The 13,790-nt window shown below is 70.1% G+C and carries 13 protein-coding genes; 6 read left to right on the forward strand and 7 right to left on the reverse strand.

The genetic code is table 11. The annotated features are described in order from the left end of the window. Positions 1 to 70 precede the first annotated feature (70 nt). Both ACFVSU_RS10835 and ACFVSU_RS10840 read left to right on the forward strand, forming a co-directional pair. Positions 71 to 397 (forward strand): DUF2470 domain-containing protein, encoded by a 327-nt coding sequence (locus tag ACFVSU_RS10835; RefSeq protein WP_387142191.1) that lies wholly within the window; start codon positions 71 to 73, stop codon positions 395 to 397. A gap of 45 nt (positions 398 to 442) precedes the next feature. After that, a complete protein-coding gene (locus ACFVSU_RS10840; RefSeq protein WP_387142195.1) occupies positions 443 to 1,105 on the forward strand; it encodes a heme oxygenase (biliverdin-producing) in 663 nt (220 codons plus the stop codon). A 6-nt stretch (positions 1,106 to 1,111) separates the two neighbouring features. Here ACFVSU_RS10840 and ACFVSU_RS10845 read toward each other — a convergent pair whose 3' ends face one another. Then, entirely contained in the window at positions 1,112 to 2,476 is a 1,365-nt protein-coding gene (locus tag ACFVSU_RS10845) for an ATP-dependent RecD-like DNA helicase (RefSeq protein WP_387142198.1), read from the reverse strand. Positions 2,477 to 2,485: 9 nt separating this feature from the next. Further along, a complete protein-coding gene (locus tag ACFVSU_RS10850; protein WP_387142201.1) occupies positions 2,486 to 2,968 on the reverse strand; it encodes a MerR family transcriptional regulator in 483 nt (160 codons plus the stop codon). 53 nt (positions 2,969 to 3,021) lie between these two features. Here ACFVSU_RS10850 and ACFVSU_RS10855 point away from each other — a divergent pair, with 53 nt between their 5' ends. From ACFVSU_RS10855 to ACFVSU_RS10865, 3 genes are all read left to right on the forward strand, one after another. After that, positions 3,022 to 3,855: an NAD(P)/FAD-dependent oxidoreductase gene (locus ACFVSU_RS10855; protein ID WP_387142204.1), complete on the forward strand. Its 834-nt coding sequence runs from the start codon at positions 3,022 to 3,024 to the stop codon at positions 3,853 to 3,855. Positions 3,856 to 3,960: 105 nt separating this feature from the next. Continuing rightward, positions 3,961 to 5,106, forward strand: coding sequence for a hypothetical protein (locus ACFVSU_RS10860; protein ID WP_387143487.1), 1,146 nt, complete (start codon positions 3,961 to 3,963; stop codon positions 5,104 to 5,106). Positions 5,107 to 5,163: 57 nt separating this feature from the next. Then, positions 5,164 to 6,942, forward strand: a complete 1,779-nt coding sequence (locus ACFVSU_RS10865) for a SulP family inorganic anion transporter (protein WP_387142207.1) — start codon at positions 5,164 to 5,166, stop codon at positions 6,940 to 6,942. A 3-nt stretch (positions 6,943 to 6,945) separates the two neighbouring features. Here ACFVSU_RS10865 and ACFVSU_RS10870 read toward each other — a convergent pair whose 3' ends face one another. The 3 genes from ACFVSU_RS10870 to ACFVSU_RS10880 form a co-directional block, all read right to left on the reverse strand. Beyond that, positions 6,946 to 8,925 (reverse strand): cytochrome c oxidase assembly protein, encoded by a 1,980-nt coding sequence (locus tag ACFVSU_RS10870; RefSeq protein WP_387142210.1) that lies wholly within the window; start codon positions 8,923 to 8,925, stop codon positions 6,946 to 6,948. A gap of 104 nt (positions 8,926 to 9,029) precedes the next feature. Continuing rightward, complete coding sequence (locus ACFVSU_RS10875; RefSeq protein ID WP_045301792.1) at positions 9,030 to 9,317, reverse strand: HU family DNA-binding protein; 288 nt, start codon at positions 9,315 to 9,317, stop codon at positions 9,030 to 9,032. 211 nt (positions 9,318 to 9,528) lie between these two features. Further along, positions 9,529 to 10,122, reverse strand: a complete 594-nt coding sequence (locus ACFVSU_RS10880; protein WP_387142213.1) for a TetR/AcrR family transcriptional regulator — start codon at positions 10,120 to 10,122, stop codon at positions 9,529 to 9,531. Positions 10,123 to 10,289: 167 nt separating this feature from the next. Between ACFVSU_RS10880 and ACFVSU_RS10885 the strand changes: the two genes are divergently transcribed. After that, complete coding sequence (locus ACFVSU_RS10885; protein ID WP_387142216.1) at positions 10,290 to 11,144, forward strand: alpha/beta hydrolase; 855 nt, start codon at positions 10,290 to 10,292, stop codon at positions 11,142 to 11,144. A 153-nt stretch (positions 11,145 to 11,297) separates the two neighbouring features. Here ACFVSU_RS10885 and ACFVSU_RS10890 read toward each other — a convergent pair whose 3' ends face one another. Then, on the reverse strand, positions 11,298 to 12,395 hold the full coding sequence (locus ACFVSU_RS10890) for an alpha/beta hydrolase (protein WP_387142219.1): 1,098 nt from the start codon (positions 12,393 to 12,395) through the stop codon (positions 11,298 to 11,300). Between the two features lie 99 nt (positions 12,396 to 12,494). Beyond that, positions 12,495 to 13,757, reverse strand: coding sequence for an ABC transporter substrate-binding protein (locus ACFVSU_RS10895; RefSeq protein WP_387142222.1), 1,263 nt, complete (start codon positions 13,755 to 13,757; stop codon positions 12,495 to 12,497). Positions 13,758 to 13,790: the final 33 nt, after the last annotated feature.

Consider the following 13,790-nt stretch of genomic DNA (forward strand, 5'->3'; position numbering starts at 1 on the left):
CGATGATCGTGCAATGAATTCAAACACACCAGAGTCGCTTGCGTTGAACGGCGATCCGTAGGGTGATGGCATGACCCATCACTTCGACGACGCCGCCCTCACCGGCGTGCTCGGCCACATGAACGGCGATCACGGCGATGACAACCTCCTGATCTCGCGGGCGTTCGCCGCGGACGCGGGAGCCGCGGACGCCGAGATCAGCGCCGCGACGATGACGGGGTTCGACGGGGATCGGGGCGTCTGGGAGGCCACGCTCGCCGACGGGTCGACGGCCGAGATCGCCGTGGCATGGCCGGGCGGCCCGATCACGGAGCGCCGCGAGGTGCGCCGGGAGATCGTCGCGCTCTATGACGAGGCGTGCCGCCGCCTCGGAATCGAGCCCCGCCCGCACGCATAGGAAATTGGTGGTTAGGTTCGCCTTATCTTCAGTTAGCATGAAGGTATGAGCGACCCGATCCCGTTCTCCACCGCCCTGCGCGAGCGCTCCAGCAGCTCGCACTCGTCGAGCGAGCACTCCGGCTTCATGGCCGACCTCATGAAAGGGGAGGGCACGCGCGAGGACTACGTCGCCCTCGTCGTGCAGCACTGGTTCATCTACGAGGCGCTCGAGCGCACCGCCGGCCAGATGCGCAACGACCCGGTCGCGGCCGTCTTCATCTCCGATAAGCTCACGCGGCTTCCCGCGCTCGAGGCCGACCTCGAGTTCCTGGTCGGCCCCGACTGGCGAGAGCAGATCGTGCCGCTGCCGACGACGCGCCGCTACGTCGACCGCATCAACGAGGTCGGCGCGACGTGGGCGGGCGGCTTCGTCGCCCACCACTACACGCGCTACCTCGGGGACCTCTCGGGCGGCCAGTTCATCGGGCGCCTGATGGCGCGCCGCTTCGGGTTCGAGACGAACGGCATCGGCTTCTACCTGTTCGACGACATCGCCGACCCGAAGGCGTTCAAGGACGTCTACCGCGAGCAGCTCGACGCCGCCCCGTGGGATGCCGCCGAGCAGGAGCGCGTCATCGACGAGGTGCTGCTCGCCTACCGCTTCAACACCGAGCTCTTCGAGGACCTCGCCGCCGCCAAGGCCGCCGAGGCCGCCCACGTGGCCTGACGCGCGTCAGGCCACGGGAGTCCCCCGCACCGCGGAGGCCATGAACCGCCGCACGTCGGGGTCGACCTGGATGTCGCGGGGCCGCAGCGGGCGCGAGAGGTACAGGCCGTCCAGCGAGGTCAGTCGCGACAGCGCGACGTACGTCTGCCCGGGCGCGAAGGCACCCGAGCCGAGGTCGATGATCGCGCGGTCGTAGGTCTTGCCCTGCGACTTGTGGATCGTGACCGCCCACGCCAGCCGCAGCGGGAACTGGGTGAACTCGGCCACGATGTCGCGGGTGAGGGTCTTGGACCCCGGGTTGTACGAGTAGCGGTACTTCTCCCACACCGACGGCTCGACGTCGAACTCCTCACCCTCGACGTCTACTCGCACGGTCTCGCCCGCGATGCGGGTGACGGTGCCGATCGTGCCGTTGACCCACCGCGGCGGCTCGCCGAAGGCGGCGGTGTCGTTGCGCAGGAACATCACCTGGGCGCCGACCTTCAGCTTGAGCTCGAGGTCGGCCGGGTACGCGGCATCCCCTCGTCCGAAGTCGCCGTTGACCTCCGCCATCGCCGTCTGCTCCCGGCCCACGAGCTCGGTGAGGTGGCGGCGGTTGATGTTGTTGACGATGTCGTTGCGTGTCGCGAGCGTGATGATCGGGTGCTCACCGTCGAGCGGGTCCGGGGGAGTGCGCGCCCCGGTGACGTTGAGCACCTCGGCGATGTCGGCCGTCACCCGGCCGTAGCGCACGGCGTTGAGCATCGCCTTGAACGCCGGGTCGGACTGCCGGTGGATGTCGACGAGCTCACGGATGTTGAGGTCGGCGCCGTACGACCCGACATCGAGGATGCCGTCGGTCGCGGCCTCGCCCACCCACACCTTGGCGTCGAAGAACCAGAACGACCGGTAGTGGTCCTGCACGTACCGGAGCTCGTCGCCACGGGGCGGCACCGGCGCGAGCTGGTACGGGTCGCCGAACATGACGACCTGCGTGCCGCCGAAGGGTTCGCCGCGCCGCCCCCGCGCCTTGCGCAGCGAACGGTCGATCGCGTCCATGAGGTCGGCGTTGACCATCGAGATCTCGTCGATGACGAGGGTGTCGATCGCGTTCAGCAGCTTGCGGGTCGCTTCGGACTGATCCTCGTCGTGCGAGCCGATGATGCCCAGCGGCAGCTTGAAGAGCGAGTGGATCGTCTGACCCTCGACGTTGAGCGCTGCGACGCCCGTCGGGGCGCACACCGCGATCTGCTTGTTCGTGTTCCACGCGAGGTGCTGCAGCAGCGTCGACTTGCCCGTGCCCGCGCGCCCGGTCACGAACACGTGCTCGCGGGTGTCTTCGATGAGCCGGAACAGCGCCTCCTGCTCGGCAGACAGAGGCGGAGTGTTCACCGACTCATGTTAACGAGCGGATGCCGCCTCCCGGCCCTGCACGCCGCGATCCGTGGACACCCGCCCGCTCTCCACAGGCTCCTCGGCCTCCCTCCAGCGCCCGGTGCCCGCGACGACCTCGTCCATGATCGCCCGGAACCGCGGGCACGTCGTGATGTCGTGGGAGCGGCAGCGCAGCGCGTGCTCCGTCATGCGCCGCGAGCGCTCCATGTCGGCCATGCGGCGCTCGAGGTCGGCGAGGTGCTCCTCGAGCACGCGATGCCGCTCGGGCGCCTGCTCGTCCAGCAGCACGCCGATCTGCTCGAGGCTCATGCCGGCGTTCTTGCTGCGCACGATCACGCCGATGCGCACCAGGTCGTCATCGCCGTAGCGGCGGCGCCCGCCGGCGTCGCGTCCGGGCCGGAGCAGCCCGACGTCCTCCCAATGCCGGAGCACATTCGTGGGCAGCGAGAACCTGGCGGCGGCGTCTCCGATCGGCAGACTTGACTTCATGTCGACATGAAGTCACAGGATCGGATCAGACGCAACCCGACGAGAGGATCCCCATGTACGACGTCATCGTGATCGGCGGCGGCCCGGCCGGCCTCCAGGCCGCGCTCACCATCGGCCGCATGCACCGCACCGTGCTCCTGCTCGACTCCGGCGAGTACCGCAACGCGACGGTCGAGCACGCCCACAACCTCCTCACCAATGACGGCCGCAGCCCAGCCGAGCTGCGCCGCATCGCGCGCGACGAACTCGCCGCCTACGACACCGTCGAGGTGCGCACGACGGCGGTCACCGCCGTGTCGGGATCGCTCGGCGACTTCGAGGTGACCACCGCCGACGGCACCGAGCGTGCCGCGCGTCTCGTGCTGGCGACGGGCATGCGCGACGAGCTGCCGCCGGTTGCCGGCCTCGCCGAGCAGTGGGGCCGCCTCGTCGCACAGTGCCCGTTCTGCCACGGCCACGAGTTCGCCGGCCGGCGCGTCGGCATCCTCATCGACGGCGAGCACGCCGGGATGATCGAACGGATGCTGCGTCCCGTCGTCGCCTCCGCCTTCATCGCCCGCCCCGACGACGTCGCGTTCGTGACCGAGGTCGACGGCGGGCTCGAGCTCTCGCTCGCCGACGGTTCGGTCGAGCACATCGCCGGGGTCTTCACCGCCGCCACCGCGACGCAGCGCGCCCCGTTCGCTGCCCAGCTCGGCTGCGGCAGCCTCCCGAGCGGCGGTGTGGAGATCGATGCGATGGGGCGCACCACGGTGCCCGGCGTGTACGCGGGCGGCGACATGGCGCACCTGGCGGCTGTTCCCGGTCCGATGGTGTCGTTGGCCGCCGCGATCGCCTCCGGCCAGCTCGCCGGCGCCAGCGCCGTCCGCGACGCGATCATGCCCTGACTCACGGGGCGCGTGAACGGCGAGTGGACTTCGAGTCCCAACTTTGCGTTCCACAGGGGCCTCCCGGCCACGATTTCCTAGACTGGGCCCGTGGACCAGGGGGTGATGGACACATCGTCCGGTCGCGCGGGTGCGCCTCCGGCCGGTCCGGCGACCCCTGACACGGCGCGCGTGACGCCCGATTCGCCGGTCATCCAGCCTCCCGCCAAACGGCGGACTCGCCGCCGCCTCGCGCTCGATCTGACGCTGCTCGGCATCGTCGGCGTGGTTCTCGCCGGCGCCGTGTTCGCGGCGTGGGGAGTGATGCAGCGCGAGTTCTACAGCCCGAAGGCGTTCGTCGAGCGCTACGTCCAGCTGCTCGCCGAGGGGCGTGCGGCCGATGCGCTCGCGGTGCCCGGCGTCGCGGTGAGCTCTGCCGAGCTCGAAGAGGCCGGCCTGCCGCCCACGGCGTCCGAGGCGCTGCTGCGCAGCTCCGCGCTCGCCCCGATCCGCGATGCGCACGTCGTGTCCGAGGAGCACGACGGCGACATCACCCACGTCACGATCGCCTACACGGCGCGCGGGCACGACGGTCGCACGACCTTCTCGGTCGAGCGCGACGGCTCCATCGGCCTCGCGCCGACGTGGCGGTTCGCGAAGAGCCCCCTCGCAGTGATGAACCTCGGCGTCACGGGCTCGATGATCTTCGATGTCAACGGCTTCGAGCTCGACAAGCGCCAGGTCTCACCCGACGGCGCGGACGCCGACCCCGCCGCACCTGTCTCGCTTCTCGTCTTCTCGCCCGGGCTGTACTCGGTGTCGGTCGACACCGCGATCTCGAGCACCCCCGGCGTCGCGGTGCTCTCCGACAGCCCGTTCCGTGCGATCCCCGTCAACGTGGTCGCCCAGCCGACCGAGAAGTTCCTCAGCGTCGTGCAGGACAAGGTCGAGGAGTTCCTCACCTCCTGTGCGACGCAGGAGGTGCTGCAGCCGACCGCCTGCCCGTTCGGCTACTTCGTGGAGGACCGCATCACGTCGGCCCCGAAGTGGTCGATCGTGTCGCAGCCGACCGTCGCCGTCGAGCCGGACGGCGCCGGCTGGTCGATCCTCGCGGCAGAAGCCGTCGCGCACATCGATGTCGACATCCGCTCGCTCTTCGACGGCCGCGTGCGCGCCGTCAGCGAGGACGTCCCCTTCATCGTCAAGGGCACGATCACCGTCCGCCCCGACGGCACTGCGACGATCGTCGTGACGGGCCCCGACACGACCTAGCGCCGCCGGCGCACAGGCCGCCCCGCCTTTCCGCCATGATGGGTGCCGGGGTCGATGATGAGGTCGCAGGAAGGCATCGCGCGGTGGATTCCCGCCGTCGCGACAGTGCGCGGCTACCAGCGCGCATGGCTGTGGCCCGACGTGCGGGCGGGCATCGTCGTGACCGCGCTGCTGATCCCCGCGGGCATGGGCTACGCCGAGGTCGCGGGGCTTCCTCCCGTGACCGGCCTGTACGCGACGATCGTGCCGCTGCTGGCGTATGCGGTGTTCGGTCCCTCGCGGGTGCTCGTGCTCGGCCCGGACTCGTCGCTCGCCCCGATCATCGCCGCCGCGATCCTCCCGCTCGCGCTCGGCGACCAGTCGCGCGCGGTCGCGCTCGCGGGGCTGCTGGCGATCATGGTCGGCGCGCTGCTCGTCATCGGCGGACTCGTGCGCCTCGGATTCGTGACCGACCTGCTGTCCAAGCCCATCCGCGTCGGCTATCTGAACGCGATCGCGGTCATCGTCATCGTGTCGCAGCTGCCCAAGCTGCTGGGCTTCTCGGTCGACGCGCCGTCGCTGTGGCAGGGTGCCGTCGCGATCGTCGAAGGCATCCTCGGCGGACGCATCGACCTGCTCGCGGCCGCGTTCGGCGTCGGCTCCCTCGTCGTGATCTTCGTACTCAAGGCCGTGCGGTTCCGCGTGCCGGGCGTTCTCGTCGTCGTGGTGGTGTCGATGGTGCTCACCGGGGTCCTCGGCCTCTCTGACCGGCTGAGCGTGGTCGGCGCACTGCCGCAGGGCCTCCCCGCGCCCGCCCTCGGCGGGCTGGAGTGGACGGATGTCGCATCCCTGGCGCTCCCCGCCGCCGGCATCGCGCTCATCGCGTTCACCGACACCGCGGTGCTCTCGCGCACGTTCGCCGCCCGCCGCGGCGACAGCGTCGACGGCAGCCAGGAGATGGCCGGGCTGGGCATCGCGAACGTCGCGGGCGGAGCGCTCGGCGGGTTCCCGGTCTCGGGATCGTCGTCGCGCACCCCGGTGGCCGAGCAGGCGGGGGCGCGCACCCAGCTCACCGGCGTGGTCGGCGCCGTGCTGCTCATCGTGTTCATCCTCGCCCTGCCGGGACTGACCGAGCTCCTCCCGTCAGCGACGCTCGCCGCCGTCGTCATGAGCGCCGCCATCGGCCTCATCGACGCGCGCGGAGTCGTGCGGCTCGTGCGCATCAACATCGTCGACGCCGTGCTCTCGGCGGCCGCGTTCCTCGGCGTGCTCGTCTTCGGCGTGCTCGAAGGCATCGTCATCACGATCGGCCTGTCGTTCATCGCCTTCGTCAACCGCTCGTGGCGCCCGTACAAGGCAGAGCTCGGCCGCGTCGCGGGCCTCCGCGGCTACCACGACCTCTCGCGCAATCCCGAGGGCGCCCGTGTTCCGGGCGTCGTGATCGTGCGGTTCGACGCCCCGCTGTTCTTCGCGAACGGCGCCATCTTCGACGACTGGGTGCGTTCCCGTGTGCGGTCCGCGGGACCGGACGTCCGCACCGTGATCCTCGCCGCCGAGCCCATCACCGACATCGACACCACCGCGGCCGACGAGCTCGTCGAGCTCGACGAGTATCTGCAGGCACGCGGCATCCGTCTCATCATCGCCGAGATGAAGTCGCCGGTCGTCGACACGCTCGCCCGCTACGGCCTCACCGACCGCTTCGCTCCCTACCGCTTCGCCCCGACCGTCGGGGCCGCCGTCGACGAGGTCACGGGCACGCTGCGGGGCGACATCGGCGGGACGAAATGGGATGCTGAGCCCCCGGCTCCGCGCCGCGCCCCGGGCGACGACACCCTGGGCGACCCGAACGCGTAGTGCTCAGCCGCCGGTGCGCGCGTCGCGCTCGGCGAGCGCCGCCAGCCGTGCGTTGTACTCCTCGAGCTCCGCGTCGCCGGTGCGGTCGGCGTGACGGTCGCGACGCTTGGTCTCGCGGTCGTCGCTGCGGCTCCACTGGATCGCCACCGTGATCGCGAGGATGAGCGTGGGGATCTCGCCGATCGACCAGGCGATGCCGCCGCCGGTGTACTGGTCCTCGAGCGGCGTCGCACCCCACGTGCGGCCCATCGAGCCGAACCACTCGGCGATCATGAGGCCCTCCTGCATCATGATCGCGATGCCGAAGAACGCGTGCATCGCCATCACACCGATGAGGAGGAGCAGGCGCCCCGGGTACGGCAGGCGGTAGGGCACCGGATCGATGCCGATGAGGCTCATCACGAACAGGTACCCCGTGATGAGGAAGTGCGCGATCATCCACTCGTGGCCGAGGTGGTCGTACAGCGACCAGCGGAACAGGTCGGTGTAGTAGAAGACCCAGAGCGAGCCGATGAAGAGACCTGCGGCGATGAACGGGTTCGTGAGGATGCGCGCCACCGGCGAGTGCACGACCCAGAGCAGCCACTCGCGGCCGCCGCGGGTGCCGTCGTCGCGCTTGTGGATCGCGCGCGCCGCGAGCGTGATGGGTGCGCCGGGCACGAGCAGCAGGGGGATCGCCATGGTCAGGAGCATGTGCCCGACCATGTGCATGCTGAACAGGTAGTCCTGGTAGACGTTGATGACGCCCCCGGTGACCCACACCAGCAGCAGCCAGCCGACGACCCACATGATCGTGCGGTACACCGGCCACGCGTCGCCGCGGCGGCGCAGACGCCACACGCCCACGAGGTAGAAGAAGATCGCGAACCCGGCGATGACCGCCCACAGGAGGTCGACGTTCCACGCCGTGAGCCAGCGGTCGAGCGTCAGCTCGGGCGGGAGCGGGGCGCCGGTGAGGCGCTCCGCGGGCGTGGGCGTCTTCGGGATCAGCGGAGCGACCGGCGGGGGCGTGCGCGCGAGGGCCGCCGCCGCGCCGCTCGCGACGCCCATCAGCACGAGCTCGAAGGCGATGAGGGTCCAGAACGATCGGGTGGCGGCATCCTGGGTCCGCATCTTGCCGATGAGGCGGGTGCGGTACCAGGCCCCGAAGAGGCCGAGCGCGATGAGCGCCAGCACCTTCACGCCGAGGATCAGGCCGTACGGCGAGATGAGCGCGGACCAGTCGCGCAGGCCGATCGCGGCCCGCACCGTGCCCGACACGACCACCACGACGAACGCGGCGAGCGCGATGCTCGAGTAGCGGGCGACGGTCGCGACGCTGTCGTCGCGGGACTGCAGCGGCCGCACGATCACGATGAGGAGCAGGCCGCCCAGCCACACCGCGGCGGCGATGATGTGCAGGATCAGCGCGGTCATCGCCTCGTGGTGGAACGCCTCCTCGCCGGAGTGGCCCTGAGTGCCCATCGGGACGAGGGATGCCGTGGCCAGCAGTGCCACGAAGAAGGTCGCCGTCCACGAGCGCACGGCGAAGGTCAGCACCGTGAGGGCGGCGCCCGCGATGGTGGTGATGAGCCACGTGCGGCCGACCTCGGTCTCGACGATGAAGCGGCCGAGCTGCGCCCCGAACTCCGGACCGATGCTGAGGACCGGATTGAACGCGTCGACGAACGTGAGGAACCCGGTGGCGGCCGCGGCCATCGTGAACACGGCGGCCGAGATCGACGCGGTGTCGAGTGCGACGTCGAACTCGCGATCCCCGGCCCGCAGCGTGAACAGCGTCGTCACGAGCACGCCGACCATGCCGGCGGCCGAGAGGTTGACGAAGAGCTTCGCGGTCGGAAGCCCCCAGCGCACGAACGGCCCGGGGTCGGCGATCGCGAGCGGCGCGGTGCCTCCGCCGAACGCCAGCGCCCACACCATGACTGCGAGTGCGGCCACGACGAGGATGACGGGCCCGACGGCCCGCAGGGCGCGGGGGTTCACGCCTCAAGCCTACGTCGCGGCACCTGTGCGGTTTCCCGCCCGGAGACGCAGAAGAGGGGATGCCGCGGGTCGCGGCATCCCCTCTCCAGAGGTCTGCGTCGGAATTACTTGACGGCGGCCTTCAGCTTCGAGCCCGCGGTGACCTTGACGCGCTTGCCCGCGGGGATCTTGATCTCCTCGCCGGTCTGCGGGTTGCGGCCCGTACGAGCCGAGGTGGCGACCTGCTCGAACGCGATCCAGCCCGGGATCGAGACCTTGCTGCCGGCGGCGACCGCGTCGGAGACGGTGGAGAAGAGGGAGTCGAGCACGCCAGAGACGGCGGACTGGCTCTGGCCGGTCGCGCTCGCGATGCTCGCGACGAGCTCGGTCTTGGTGATGGTCTTGTCGGCCATTTGGTATGTCCTCCAAAGACGACGAGTGCCGTCTTGTCATTGCTCGGACCGGACGGCTTCGCCCCCCGGCTGGTCCTATCGACCGGTCCCGAATGTACCCGACCTGGCCGACAGAACCGCGTATTTCTGCGGATTTCTGCCGATTAGGGCCGCGTGTCGTGTGAAAAGAGTGACAAATGTGGCTCGTGAGCCTCGATTACGCCGACAGCGTTCAGCCCTTGTGCGCGGCGATCAGTTCGCGGGCTGTGCGGGCGAACGCCGGGCCGACCCGGTCCTGGCCGTCGAGATAGCCGCCCACGAGCGCCGCATCGCGGAGCAGGACGAGGGATGCGGCGACCCCCTCGGGATCCCGCAGCCCCGCTCCCTCGGCCAGTTGCCGGAGGGTTCCGCGGAACCACTCGCGATGGTCGGCGATGAGATCGCGCACCGGCCCCTGGTCGGGGTACTCGGCCGCGGCGTTGATGAAGGGGCAGCCTCGCGTGTGCCGGTCGCGGATGTCCTGCTCGATGCCCGCGACCACGAGATCGAGGAGCACGTCGGGGTCATCCGACGCCTGCGCCGCCTGCGCGAGCAGCGCCCGCAGGCCCTGGTCCTCCCCCTCGAGGTAGGCGAGCACGAGGCCTTCCTTGCCCGCGAACTGCTTGTACATCGTGGCCCGCGTGACGCCGGCCTCCTCGATGATGCGATCGACCCCCACCGAGTGGATGCCCTCGTTGTAGAAGAGCTGCGTCGCGGCTTCCAGCAGCCGCTGACGCGCCGGCGACGGATGGCTCGCCGCGGCAGGCGCGGCAGGTGTGGTGCTCATGGATCCCCCTCAGGTCCTTCCATCGTGCCATTTCAGAATTCTTGGGAATAGTCTTGCGTAGATAGAACGTTCGGTCTACTATCGGACACATCAGCCGGAGACACACCAGGATCCGGAACCTGAGACCACAACCGAAACCACCGCACGACACCACCGAGGAGCAGGAAATGAACACCACGACCAAGACCCCCATCGTCCTCATCCACGGCCTCTGGATGACCCCCAAGAGCTGGGACACCTGGGCCGAGCGCTTCCGCGCCGCCGGCCACCAGGTCATCGTGCCGGGTTGGCCCGGAATCGACGACCGCACGGTCGAAGACATCCGCAACAACCCCGAGGCGCTCAAGGGCATCGGCCTGAAGCAGATCGCCGACAACTACGAGCGCATCATCCGCGAGCTCCCCGAGAAGCCGATCATCATCGGCCACTCCTTCGGGGGAGTCCTGACCCAGATGCTCGCCGACCGCGGCCTCGGCGTCGCCTACGTGGGCGTCGCCCCCGGACAGACCGCCGGCGTCACCACGCTGCCGCTGTCGACTCTGTGGACCGGCACGCCGATCCTGTCGAACCCGTTCGGCCGGAACGGCGCCAAGCCGCTCTCGAAGCGCCACTTCCACTTCACCTTCGGCAACGACCTGCCGCGCAGCGAGTCCGACAAGCTCTGGGAGGAGTACGCGGTCAACTCCTACAACCGGGTCTTCTTCGAGGGCGTGGCATCGGTGCTCAACGAGAAGGGCGGCGTCACCCACGTCGACTACGGCCGCACCGACCGCGCGCCGCTGCTCATCATCACCGGTGAGATCGACCACGTCGTGCCGCCGGCGATCGGCAAGGCGGTCGTGAAGAAGTACGCCGCTACCGGCAGCCCCGCGATCGTCGAGTACAAGGAGTACGCGGGCCGCACCCACCGCCTGGTGAGCCAGGACGGGTGGGAGGAGATCGCCGACTACGCCCTCGCGTGGGCGACCAGCCACCAGGTGCGCGAGACGGCTGCGGCTCCTGAGACGGAGGCAGCGCAGTAGACGGATGCTGCGCCCCGGCGCCGCGCCGACAGCACCCGGTCGTCGAGCTCCCAGTCCATCTGGTGGTTCGGCGGTCGGGTGGTGTCCCGGCCGGTGTCCGCGGTGGGACGCAGCGGCCCGGGGTTCGCAAGAGCCCCGGGCCTTTCCCGTGCTTCAGGCGTGCAGCCGCCGCAGCGCGGCCACGACGTCGTCATGCCAGCGACGAGCCGCCGGCAGTGCACCCGTGAAGATCGCGGTGTCGTGGGTCACACCCTGGTACCGCACGACGCTCGCGTCGACGCCGGCTCGGCGCAGCGCCGCGCCGTACGCGTCGCCGTCGCCGCGCAGCGGGTCGTACTCGGCGGTGAGGATGACAGCGGGCGGCAGCCCTTCGTGCGAGGCCGCGAGCAGCGGCGAGGCGTACGACTCACGGGCGTCGGCCGGGCGGGCGAGATAGGTCCGCGCGACCGACCGCAGCTCCCGCACCGTCAGGAAGCGCGGGATGTGCAGGGCGCGCATGGCGCCGAGGTCCATGTGCGAGCCGGTGAGGTCGACGACGGGCACCTCGAGCACCTGCACGCCGAGCTGATGCCGCGAACGGTCCCGGTTGAGCAGGGTCACCGCGGCGGCGAGGCATCCGCCCGCCGAGATGCCCAGCACCCCGATGCGGCTCGGGTCCACACCGACCTCGCCGGCGGACGCGAAGAGCCACTCCAGCGCCGCGTACCCCTGCTCGACCTGCGCCGGATAGCGGTGCTCGGGCGCGAGGGCGTAGTCGACCGCGGCGATCGCCACGTGGGCGTCGACGCAGCGACGGCGGTACGCGGCATCCGTCGTCGGATAGTCGATGCCCCCGATACGGAAGGCCCCGCCGAAGAACGCCAGCACGGCGGGCACCGGCGCGTCGCCCACGACCGACGGGTGGTAGATCCGCACGCGCACGGCGGGATGCCCCGGTACCGGGACGTGGTGCTCGGTGATGCGGACTTCCGGGCCGGGTGTGCCGACGGTGCTCAGCTCGGTGCGGTCCCACGCGAGCGCCGCGCGACGGTGCCGGGCGCGGGCACGGGCGTGCGGGCCGACGTCCTGACCGGATCTGGCCTTCTTCGCCGGCTTCGCGTTCGCGTCGACGGACGCCGCGGCGGGGACGACCGGCACGCGACTGAACGGCCAGAGCGCGGTGAGGCGGGTCCTCACGGTGCTCATCGCCTGATCGAACATGTACTTGCGGTGCACTCGCAGGCGCTCTTCGAAGAACGGGTCCAGCGGCATGGATCCATCCTCCCGCCCCGCGGCGGCGACAGGCACGGTCCTTGACAATGCGGAAGGCCCGGAGTTCGGAAGAACCCCGGGCCTTCGCGCCGGCTGCGCCTACTCGCCGGACTCCTGCGCGAGCTTGGCGTCGAGGGCCGCCCCGACGTCGGCCGGAGTGGCCTGACCCTGCGCCATGAGCTGGATCTGCGCGACCAGCTCGGTGTACAGCGCGTCCTGGTACTTGGGCCACGAGATCATCGGCAGGTAGAACTTGCCGTCGAGCAGGGCCTGGAACGGCACCTCGAGCGACTCGTCGATCGTCGGGGTGTAGTTCGACGTGGTCGTCATGTCGTTCGTCTGCTCCTGGAAGATGCGCACGCCGTCCTCGCTGGCCAGGAACTCCAGGAACTTCTTCGCGGCCTCCGGCTCCTTGGCGGCGGTGTTGATGGCGTAGCCGGGCGACGCGGCGCCGGTGAAGAAGGGCTCGCCGCCCTCCTGGGGCACGCCGGCGAACGTGAAGTTGATGTCGGGGTTGGCTTCGCGGATCGTGCCGACGTCCCACGGACCGGTCGTGATCATCGCGACGCGCCCGCCGACGAACTCGTCCCGCACCTGGTCGCCCGTCAGGCCGACCATGTCGGGGCTCAGCACGCCGTCGGCGATCAGCTCGTCCCACGGGGTGAGCGGGTCGGTCCACAGGTCCTCGAACGTCGACTCGCCCGCGAAGATCTGCGCGTCGACGTCGCCGCCCTGCTCGAAGTTCGCCAGGCCGACCGCCGAGCCGAGCGAGGTCGGGAAGCCCTGCCACGACTCGAGGAACGGCACGACGCCCGCGCTCTTGAGCGTGGTGAGCATCTCGACGAACGAGTCCCAGTCCGTCGGGAACTCGTCGTAGCCGTGCTCGGCGAGCAGGTCCTCGTTGTAGAGGATGCCCGATGCCCACGACGAGATCGACAGTCCGTACGCCTCGCCGCCGGGACCCGCGTAGGTCGCCGTGTTGAACTCCGATGCGACGTCCATGAACGGCTCGTCGCTGAGGTCCTCGACGAATCCGCCCTCGATGAGGTTCGTCTTGTTCTCGGCGGCGATGAGGAACACGTCGGCGGCGGTGTTGGAGCCGAGGCGGTTCTGCAGGGTGGAGATGTACTCCGCGACCGGCGGCGCCGAGGAGAACTCGATGCGGATGTCGGGGTTCTCCTCCTCGAAGGCTTCGATCACGGGCGTCATGGTCTCCTCGTTCGACCACGAGAAGAACGTGAGGGTCGTCCGGTCGTCGGCCGGTGCGCCTGAGCAGCCCGCCAGCGCCACGGCCGTGGCGAGTGCGGCGGCGCCGGCGGCGAACCGGATCGACGTGCGGGCGGAGGGCAAGGTGTGCGTCATTGCTGTGCCTTTCGGTTGTTGTATCGTTACAGG

The sequence above is a fragment of the Microbacterium sp. NPDC058062 genome (genome assembly GCF_042885375.1).
In the GTDB taxonomy this organism is placed as follows: Bacteria; Actinomycetota; Actinomycetes; order Actinomycetales; family Microbacteriaceae; genus Microbacterium; species Microbacterium trichothecenolyticum_C.

Coding starts and splice junctions, on each gene's coding strand:
- ACFVSU_RS10840 (WP_387142195.1), top strand. CDS start 443: ATGAGCGACCCGATCCCGTTCTCCACCGCCCTGCGCGAGCGCTCCAGC.
- ACFVSU_RS10850 (WP_387142201.1), bottom strand. CDS start 2,968: ATGAAGTCAAGTCTGCCGATCGGAGACGCCGCCGCCAGGTTCTCGCTG.
- ACFVSU_RS10895 (WP_387142222.1), bottom strand. CDS start 13,757: ATGACGCACACCTTGCCCTCCGCCCGCACGTCGATCCGGTTCGCCGCC.
- ACFVSU_RS10835 (WP_387142191.1), top strand. CDS start 71: ATGACCCATCACTTCGACGACGCCGCCCTCACCGGCGTGCTCGGCCAC.
- ACFVSU_RS10875 (WP_045301792.1), bottom strand. CDS start 9,317: ATGGCCGACAAGACCATCACCAAGACCGAGCTCGTCGCGAGCATCGCG.
- ACFVSU_RS10890 (WP_387142219.1), bottom strand. CDS start 12,395: ATGCCGCTGGACCCGTTCTTCGAAGAGCGCCTGCGAGTGCACCGCAAG.
- ACFVSU_RS10860 (WP_387143487.1), top strand. CDS start 3,961: ATGGACACATCGTCCGGTCGCGCGGGTGCGCCTCCGGCCGGTCCGGCG.
- ACFVSU_RS10865 (WP_387142207.1), top strand. CDS start 5,164: ATGAGGTCGCAGGAAGGCATCGCGCGGTGGATTCCCGCCGTCGCGACA.
- ACFVSU_RS10880 (WP_387142213.1), bottom strand. CDS start 10,122: ATGAGCACCACACCTGCCGCGCCTGCCGCGGCGAGCCATCCGTCGCCG.
- ACFVSU_RS10855 (WP_387142204.1), top strand. CDS start 3,022: ATGTACGACGTCATCGTGATCGGCGGCGGCCCGGCCGGCCTCCAGGCC.
- ACFVSU_RS10885 (WP_387142216.1), top strand. CDS start 10,290: ATGAACACCACGACCAAGACCCCCATCGTCCTCATCCACGGCCTCTGG.